8 protein-coding genes are annotated in these 7722 nt (G+C 61.2%); 5 read left to right on the top strand and 3 right to left on the bottom strand.

Going from position 1 to position 7722, the window contains the following annotated elements; translation table 11 throughout:
* The coding region (locus tag AB4043_RS07370; protein WP_442306765.1) for a UDP-3-O-(3-hydroxymyristoyl)glucosamine N-acyltransferase at window positions 1–726 on the top strand (726 nt) is incomplete at its 5' end.
* A gap of 9 nt (window positions 727–735) precedes the next feature.
* A complete protein-coding gene (locus tag AB4043_RS07365; RefSeq protein ID WP_442301997.1) occupies window positions 736–1380 on the top strand; it encodes a hypothetical protein in 645 nt (214 codons plus the stop codon).
* Window positions 1381–1458: 78 nt separating this feature from the next.
* Here the strand turns inward: AB4043_RS07365 and AB4043_RS07360 are convergent, their stop codons facing one another.
* Window positions 1459–2907 carry a hypothetical protein gene (locus AB4043_RS07360; RefSeq protein ID WP_442301996.1) on the bottom strand — a complete coding sequence of 483 codons (1449 nt, stop codon included), beginning with the start codon at window positions 2905–2907 and terminating at the stop codon, window positions 1459–1461.
* A gap of 136 nt (window positions 2908–3043) precedes the next feature.
* On the opposite strand from AB4043_RS07360, the gene AB4043_RS07355 reads away from it, so the two are divergent.
* From AB4043_RS07355 to rpiA, 3 genes are all read left to right on the top strand, one after another.
* Window positions 3044–4915: a bifunctional homocysteine S-methyltransferase/methylenetetrahydrofolate reductase gene (locus AB4043_RS07355; RefSeq protein WP_442301995.1), complete on the top strand. Its 1872-nt coding sequence runs from the start codon at window positions 3044–3046 to the stop codon at window positions 4913–4915.
* Between the two features lie 126 nt (window positions 4916–5041).
* Entirely contained in the window at window positions 5042–5260 is a 219-nt protein-coding gene (gene xseB, locus AB4043_RS07350) for an exodeoxyribonuclease VII small subunit (RefSeq protein WP_147650145.1), read from the top strand.
* Window positions 5261–5318: 58 nt separating this feature from the next.
* Window positions 5319–6014, top strand: a complete 696-nt coding sequence (gene rpiA, locus AB4043_RS07345) for a ribose-5-phosphate isomerase RpiA (protein ID WP_442301994.1) — start codon at window positions 5319–5321, stop codon at window positions 6012–6014.
* Window positions 6015–6300: 286 nt separating this feature from the next.
* On the opposite strand, the gene AB4043_RS07340 is transcribed toward rpiA, so the two are convergent.
* Both AB4043_RS07340 and fbp read right to left on the bottom strand, forming a co-directional pair.
* On the bottom strand, window positions 6301–6567 hold the full coding sequence (locus AB4043_RS07340) for a hypothetical protein (protein WP_442301993.1): 267 nt from the start codon (window positions 6565–6567) through the stop codon (window positions 6301–6303).
* Window positions 6567–7562 (bottom strand): class 1 fructose-bisphosphatase, encoded by a 996-nt coding sequence (gene fbp, locus AB4043_RS07335; RefSeq protein ID WP_442301992.1) that lies wholly within the window; start codon window positions 7560–7562, stop codon window positions 6567–6569. Before fbp ends, AB4043_RS07340 begins: the two co-directional genes overlap by 1 nt.
* Window positions 7563–7722: the final 160 nt, after the last annotated feature.

Genomic DNA, 7722 nt, shown 5'->3' with positions numbered 1-7722 from the left:
GCCGACATCTCCGACCCTCGCATCGTTCTGACCAAAGACCCGCGGCTTGCCTTTTCCCTGGCCGCGCAGCATTTCCTGGCTCCGCAGACGACGGAGATTCATCCCTCTGCTGTCGTGGATGAGACCGCCGTCATCGGGAAAGGCGTAAGCATTGGTCCTTACACCGTGATTGAGGCGCGAGTCAGCATCGGCGATGGTTGCGTGATCGGGCCTCGCGTGACCATTCTTGCGGATACGATTCTTGGCGAACGCTGCGTCATTCAAACCGGCGCTGTACTCGGCTCGTTCGGCTTCGGCTATGCGCGCTCGTCTTCCGGAGCGTATACGCTGTTTCCGCAGCAAGGGACGCTAACCCTGGAAGACGACGTCGAGGTGGGCGCAAACTCCACCATCGACCGCGGCGCTCTGGAAGAGACCCGCATCGGCCAGGGCACAAAGATCGACAACCTGGTGCATATCGGGCACAACTGCCGGATCGGAAAGCACGTCGTCATCGCGGCGCAGACAGGCATCTCCGGAAGTTCCGTGGTGGAAGACGGAGCGATCCTCGGAGGCCAGGTCGGTATCGGAGAAAAGGCCTTTATCGGCCCCGGAGTCATTCTGGGCGGCGGCGCCGGCGTACTCTCGAATAAGAAGCTCTTCGGAGCCAACCAGGTCTTCTGGGGCCGTCCGGCCCAGCCTCTGAAGCAATATCTGCGAGACCTGGCCAAACTGCGGAAGGATTAGGGCCCAGCCGTGCTGGTCGTTATCGGAGGACACACACGCAACATCGGCAAGACCTCTGCCGTCTGCGAGCTGATACGCACCTTCCCTGCCCTGCATTGGACCGCGGTCAAGATCACACAGTACGGTCACAACGTCTGCTCCGCCAATGGCGAGCCATGCGACTGCCAGACAGCCGACCACACCATTGCCCTGAGCGAAGAACGCGACTCGGCCTCGGGTACCGACACCAGCAGGTATCTCGCAGCCGGTGCTGCCCGCTCCCTGTGGCTGCGCACCCGTCAGGGCCAACTCGCGGAAGCGATGCCCCGTCTGCGCGCCGAGCTGGCCAAGTCAGCCAACAACATCCTGGAATCGAACTCAGTGATGCGCTTTCTGCGACCCGACCTCTACCTGGCAGTACTGTCGCCGGAGACAGCCGACTTCAAGCCCTCGGCACAGTACGTTCTGGACCGCGCCGACGCTTACCTGCTGACGGCAAAGCCGGACGCACCCACATGGCAGGGTGTCTCGCTAAGGCTGCTGGCAGGGAAACCGAACTTTGCATACACGGTTGGAGAACCGTTCTCTCCCGAGTTGAAGGACTGGCTGGCGGAGAAGCTGGGGTATTCCGAACCCACCCTAGCGTTGCGAGGGCGGGGCACCCGGGAAGGGTAAGCGCCTTCAGCGCTGCCCATCCTCTACGCAAAAGACAGAAGCGCTGCCCTCGGGCAGCGCTTCCGGCAAAGGCTCACCCTAGTTATCGAAGTTCGTCAGCGCATCCATGAACGCCACATCCAGAACCGTTCCCTGAATGGTGATCTGGCTGTTGTTGATCTCCGATCCATCAGAGGTGTTGAAGGCATGGATCTGGCCGCCGTAGGCCGTGTACATCTTATGCAGGCTCTGCACCCAGCACAGGCCCGTCAGGTCACCGTAGTAGTACAGGTTGTAATCCTGGTTGGGATACTTCACGGTGGTGTTGGCGTTGCGGTTCACCGACGGCACAATCTGGACGGAGCTGGCTGAGCGGTCAAAGCGAGTCAGGCAGTTGTAGTTCGCTGCCTGGGACGTGACGCCAAGATCCGCCTGGTGGGCACGCTCGCCGTTCGCGCAGCTCTGCGATCCGATCCAGAGCGTGTTGTCATCACCGAACAGCATCTTGGTGTGATAGCCGTCAGAGATCGAGTACTTGCCGGTCACCGTCTTCGTGGAGAGATTCAGCGTCGAGAGGTTCCCCGACCAATACCCGTCAGCCAGGAATTGCTGTCCGCTGAGATAAAGCGTCGAACCATCCGTCAGCGCCGCCGTCACACCTCCCGGCACAACCACCGTCTGCGACACATAGTTGGGCTCGGGCGAGACCGTCGGGATGTTGTAGATGGTCAGGTTGCTGAGGCTCAGGAAGCTGACACCGGCTGTCGTGCCCCCGCACTCCGGTCCGCAGTTCAGGATGTAAGCCTGGCTGCCGTCATTGGAGAAGTAGGCGCCGACCGGACGATCGAAGGAGCCCGTCACCTTCACCAGGCAGTAAACCGGCAACTGGTAGGGCTGGCAATCCACCGCTCCCGGAGGCACAGCCTGGTTGCTGTTCAGCTTCACCAGGCGATAGATGTTGTTGCCGTTCCGCTGCATGGCCAGAACCACCGTGTTGCCCTGGTTCGCGAAGACCCGGTTCACGTTTGGCAGGTTCAGCGAATAGCTTGCCTGGGTTGCGCCACGGATCACCACCTGAAGCTGGCCGGCAGTCTCCTGCGCCGAATAGACCATGGTCTGGTCGGTAGAAACCTTGATTCCGTCCGGAACGGCAGTTCTATTGATCAGCGTCGCGGCCGCGCCGCCGGTTTTCTCCGCACCGTAGTCGATGGCTGCCAGAGAGCCGTCGCCCTGGGCGTAGACGTAGCCGGCGACCTGCTCCGGGAAGTTCAGGATCGGGCTCGGCGAGTTCCCCGAGTAGCCCGAGATCGTGTAGGACGAGTTCGCGTCAAAGACGTTGTTGCGCAGGTCACGCTGCGCGTCCAGAATCTGCAGGCCTCCGCTCAGCGTGCTGGTGTAGGAGGCGAGCACGCGATACGCGAACTTACTGGGAGGAATCGGGCGTCCGGCGTAGGTGTATTGCGGAAACTTATAGTAGCGGACACCGCAGGCGCTCAGCACCATAGCCACAGCGGTCAGGGCTGCAAAAACATACAACTTACGCTTCATCAAGTAACGGACTCCAGCCCACCGCCCGGCGGTAGCAAACTGCGGTGTAAAAACCGCCTGAACTTTTGCCTCAAGTATAAAGCAAGCGCCCGCCCGGCTGCCCCATTCCCGCTACACTGGAAACAGCATATCCGCCATGGTCGAGACCTCAGAATCCTTGCTTGAGACCCTGATCGCCCCCGGACGCACTGTATTGTGTGACGGTGCGATGGGCACCATGTTGTACGCCCGCGGTGTCTTTATCAACCGCTGCTACGACGAGTTGAACCTCTCCCAGCCTGACCTGATCCGCTCCATTCACGAGGAGTATCTCCATGCCGGCGCGGAGATGATTGAAACCAACACCTTTGGCGCCAATGCCATCCGGCTGGCGCGCTATGGCCTGGCTGACAAGGTTTCCGCCATTAACCATGCCGGTGTCGCCCTGGCCCGCAAAGCGGCCCAGCACTCCGAGGAGAAGACGGCCACCCATGCCTACGTCGCGGGCGCCATCGGCCCCCTGGGAGCCCGTCTGGCCCCCGCGGGCACCATCACAGTACAGCAGGCGCACGATGCCTTTGCCGAGCAGATCGCAGCCCTGGCTGCCGCAGGCGCCGATCTTCTGATCGCCGAGACCTTCCCCTCGGTTGCCGAAGCGGAGATTGTGGTGCGCGCCGCCCGGGATATTGCTCCCCATCTGCCGATCTTCGTCATGGTGACGGTCGACGACAACGGCAACACCCTTGACGGCACCACCGCCGAGGAAACGGCGACCCGTCTGACCATCGCCGGCGCTAACGCTGTGGGCTGCAACTGCAGCTCCGGACCGCACGCCGTTCTGGACGTGATTGAGCGCATGCGCGCCGTCACCCATCTTCCGCTGGCGGCGATGCCCAATGCCGGTCTGCCGCGCGCCGTCGACGGCCGCAACATCTACCTGACCTCGCCTGAATATATGGCCAGCTTCGCCCGCAAGTTCGCCAAGGCGGGAGCGACCTTCATCGGCGGATGCTGCGGCACCACGCCGAACCACATCAAGGCGATGCGCTCCGCCCTGCGCGCGATCGACGCCCAGGTGACCGCCAAAGCCGACGTCACCGATGAGACCCAGGCAGCCGTCCAGCCGCCGGCCTTCGGCCAACGCTCCAAGCTCGCCGGCCTGCTTGCCAACCGCCAGTTCGTATCCATGGTGGAGATTGTGCCGCCGCTCGGCGTCAACTGCCAGAAGGAGCTGGACGGGGCAAAGAAGCTCGCCGACCTGGGCGTGCACGTCATCAACGTGCCGGACTCTCCCCGCGCCTCCGCGCGTATGTCTGCGCAGTCGCTGTGCGTTCAGATCCAGCACACGATCGGCATCGAGACCCTGATCCACGTCACCTGCCGTGACCGCAACCTGCTGGCGATCCAGTCAGACATGCTGGGCGCCTCCTCCATCGGGCTGAAGAATGTGCTCTGCTTGACGGGCGACCCGCCCAAGCTGGGGAACTATCCGGATGCGACCGCTGTCTTCGACGTGGATGCGATCGGCCTGGTAAACATCCTCCGCAACCTGAACCACGGCCTCGACCTGGGCAAAAACCCGATCGGTGAGTCCGCTGCCTTCGCCATCGGCGTCGCCGCCAATCCCGGCGTGCCGGACGTGGACAACGAAGTTCACCGCTTTGCGCTCAAGGTGGAAGCAGGCGCGGAGTACGCCATCACGCAGCCAGTCTTCGACATGCGTCTGCTGGAGACCTTCCTTCGTCGCGTCGAGCAGTTCCGCATCCCGGTCATCGCCGGCATCTGGCCGCTGACCTCGCTGCGCAACGCCGAGTTCATGAAGAACGACCTTCGCGTCGCCGTACCGGACGAGATTATGTTCCGCATGCACAAGGCAGGCGAGGTCTCAGCCGACCATGCACGCGCCGAAGGCATCAAAATCGCGCAAGAGATGCTGGCCCACACGCGGCCCCAGGTCGAGGGCGTACAGGTCTCGGCCCCCTTCGGCAAGTACACCGCAGCCGCACAGGTGCTGGAAGTGCTGGGATAGAGTATTTTCCCTGTAGGTGTAGTGTAGGGYTTCCGCATCKATGGGCGTTTTCCGCAATGRAAACGCCGCTGTACGCCTCTTCCGGGMTACCCRGYAACAGGGAAAATGCTCTAAACGAGGAAGACGATGCCGACCTTTGAAGAGAATCTGAAAGCGCTGGAAACGGTGGTGGAACAGTTGGAGCGGGGCGACCTGCCGCTGGAAGACTCCGTCAAGCTCTTCGAGCAGGGCATGGCGCTCTCTGCCGCATGCAAACAGGACCTGGAGGCAGCCGAAGGCAAGCTGCAGGTCCTGATGAAACAGCAGAACGGCAAGATGGAAGCCAAGGATCTGAACCTGGAATAAAGAGGCTTCGTCCCCACCCGGCAAGATAAGCGCCATGCCGTGGATATACCCTAGTTCCATGCCTACTCAGGACGAGCTCAAGCTTCTCGCCGCCAAACGCGCACTCGACTTTATTGAACCCGGCATGGTCGTTGGCCTGGGCTCCGGCTCTACCGCTACCCTGTTCATCAAGCTGCTGGGCGAAAAAGTGCAGCAGGGCCTGAAGATCCGCGGCATCGCATCGTCCGAAGACTCTGCGAAGCTGGGAGCATCCCTGGGTATCCCTGTTATCGGCTTCACGGAAGCGACCGAGACCGATGTCACCGTCGATGGCGCCGACGAGGTCGCTCCCGGTCTGGCCTTGATCAAAGGCGGAGGCGGCAAGCTGCTGCGCGAAAAGATCGTCGCCTCCGCTTCGAAGAAATTCATCATCGTGGCTGACTCGTCAAAGGTCGTAAAGAAGCTGGGCAAATTCAAACTGCCGATCGAGGTTATTCCCATGGCGGAGCCTCTGGTTTCGGAGCGTCTGCGTGCGCTGGGTTACCCCAGCAGCATCCGTCAGGCCAAGGACGGCAGCGGCAACTACATCACTGACGAGGGCAATCTCATCCTCGACTGCGACCCGACGCAGATCGACGATCCTGCGGCTCTGGCAGCGCAGTTGGACACGATGGTCGGGGTCGTCGAACACGGCCTGTTCCTCGGCATGGCAAGCCTCGTACTGGTCGCCGGCGAAGACGCCATCACCGAGTACACACCGGAGACCAAGTTCTAAGACTTCCCATGCACCGGGTGCCCATCCATCGCAAAATCGGGGTCCCCGACGAACTTGTTCGTTGGGGTGATAACGCGATGGGTGGGACGTTCGCGCTTTGCGCGAATCCTTGTTTGCCCTCAGGAGCTGAAAAGCCCCTTTCTCTCGATGGCACGATACGGGACGGGCTGAAGCCGTCCCCTTAAGCGCAAGACATTCGCGCTTCCGCGCGAACCATATCCCCTAAACAAAGAGGGATGGCAGTCAAGCCATCCCTCCGTAATCACCAACCGGCAACTGGCAACTGTTAACTGGCAACTGGCCTTTCACTCACCCGCCCCACAACCACCGTTCCCTCGAGCAACGGCTTCATGGTCACGTGCCACGTCACGCCAGCCTCGTCTCGCACTACTTCCAACACCGGGACCTCCAGCTTCGCTCCGCTGCGCGCGGTGGCCTCCAACACGCCCGTCGCTCCCGGTGTGAACTCCGTGTGGCTAAGCGAGATCTGCCATACAGACCGACCCTGCTGCCGCGATGCCTCGCGGATATCTGTCACTTCTGCTTCGAACATTACTTCGCCAACGCGCTGCGCAGCGCCTCCACTTCCACCTTGCTGCCGATAGCCAGCGGTGTGCGCTGGTGGATCGCTTCGGGCTTAATGTCGAGGATGCGATCGATACCATTGGTCGCCATGCCGCCCGCCTGCTCCGCGATGAACGCCAGCGGATTAGCCTCATACATCAGCCGCAGCTTGCCAGTGGGAACCTTGGTCGTCGGCGGATAGAAGAAGATACCGCCCTTCAGCAGTGTGCGATGGAAGTCCGCCACCAGCGAACCGATGTAGCGCGAGCCATGCTTCTCACCGATCTTGCCGGCACGCATGTCATGCACGAACTGTGTGTACTCAGGTGCCGACTCTTCGAGATTCGCTTCGTTGACCGAGTAGTACGGCCCGGACTCCGGCATACGCATGTTCTCCCAGCTCAGGAGGAATGCACCGATCGTCTGGTCGAGCGTGAACCCGTGTACGCCGTGTCCTGTGGTGTAGACCAGAATTGTCGACGGCCCATACAGCACATAGCCGGCGGCCACCTGCTTGATGCCCTGCTGCAACACCGAGGTATTCACATCGCCCCACTGCGGACGGCGGAAGACGGAGAAGATCGTGCCGACGTTTACATTGACGTCGATGTTCGACGAGCCATCCAGAGGATCAAAGACGATGATGTACTTTCCGGTTTCACCATCGCGATTGAAGACCACGGGCTCATCGTCTTCTTCGCTCACCAGTGCGGCCACGCTGTCACGCAGACCGAGGCAATGCTCCATCGCGCGGTTGGCGTAGACATCGAGCTTCTGCTGCTGCTCGCCCTGCACATTCGTCTGTCCGTAGGCCCCGAGGATGTCGCTCAATCCGGCGGAGCGGATCTTGGCTTCGATCATCTTTGCCGCAAGCGTGACGCCCGAGAGCAGCCATGAGAAGGTTCCCGTCGCGTCGGGAAAGTTCTTCTGCTGCTGCAGAATATGCTGCTGGACCGTGGTGATCATCGACTGCTGCTGAGCCATGTTTGTTTTTATCCCTTTCCCCCATGCTAGAGCATTTCTCCTGTAGGTGTAGTGCGGGGCTGATGCATCTATGGGCGTTTTCCTCAATGAAAACGCCGCTGCACGTTCCTCGCGGGATACCCAGCAACAGGAGAAATGCTCTGAAGGCTGGGGCGTGCCC

It is taken from the genome of Terriglobus sp. YAF25 (assembly GCF_052113305.1).
Classification (GTDB): domain Bacteria; phylum Acidobacteriota; class Terriglobia; order Terriglobales; family Acidobacteriaceae; genus Terriglobus.
Note: the sequence above shows the minus strand (reverse complement) of the source record. Positions and strands in the feature narration are given on the sequence as shown.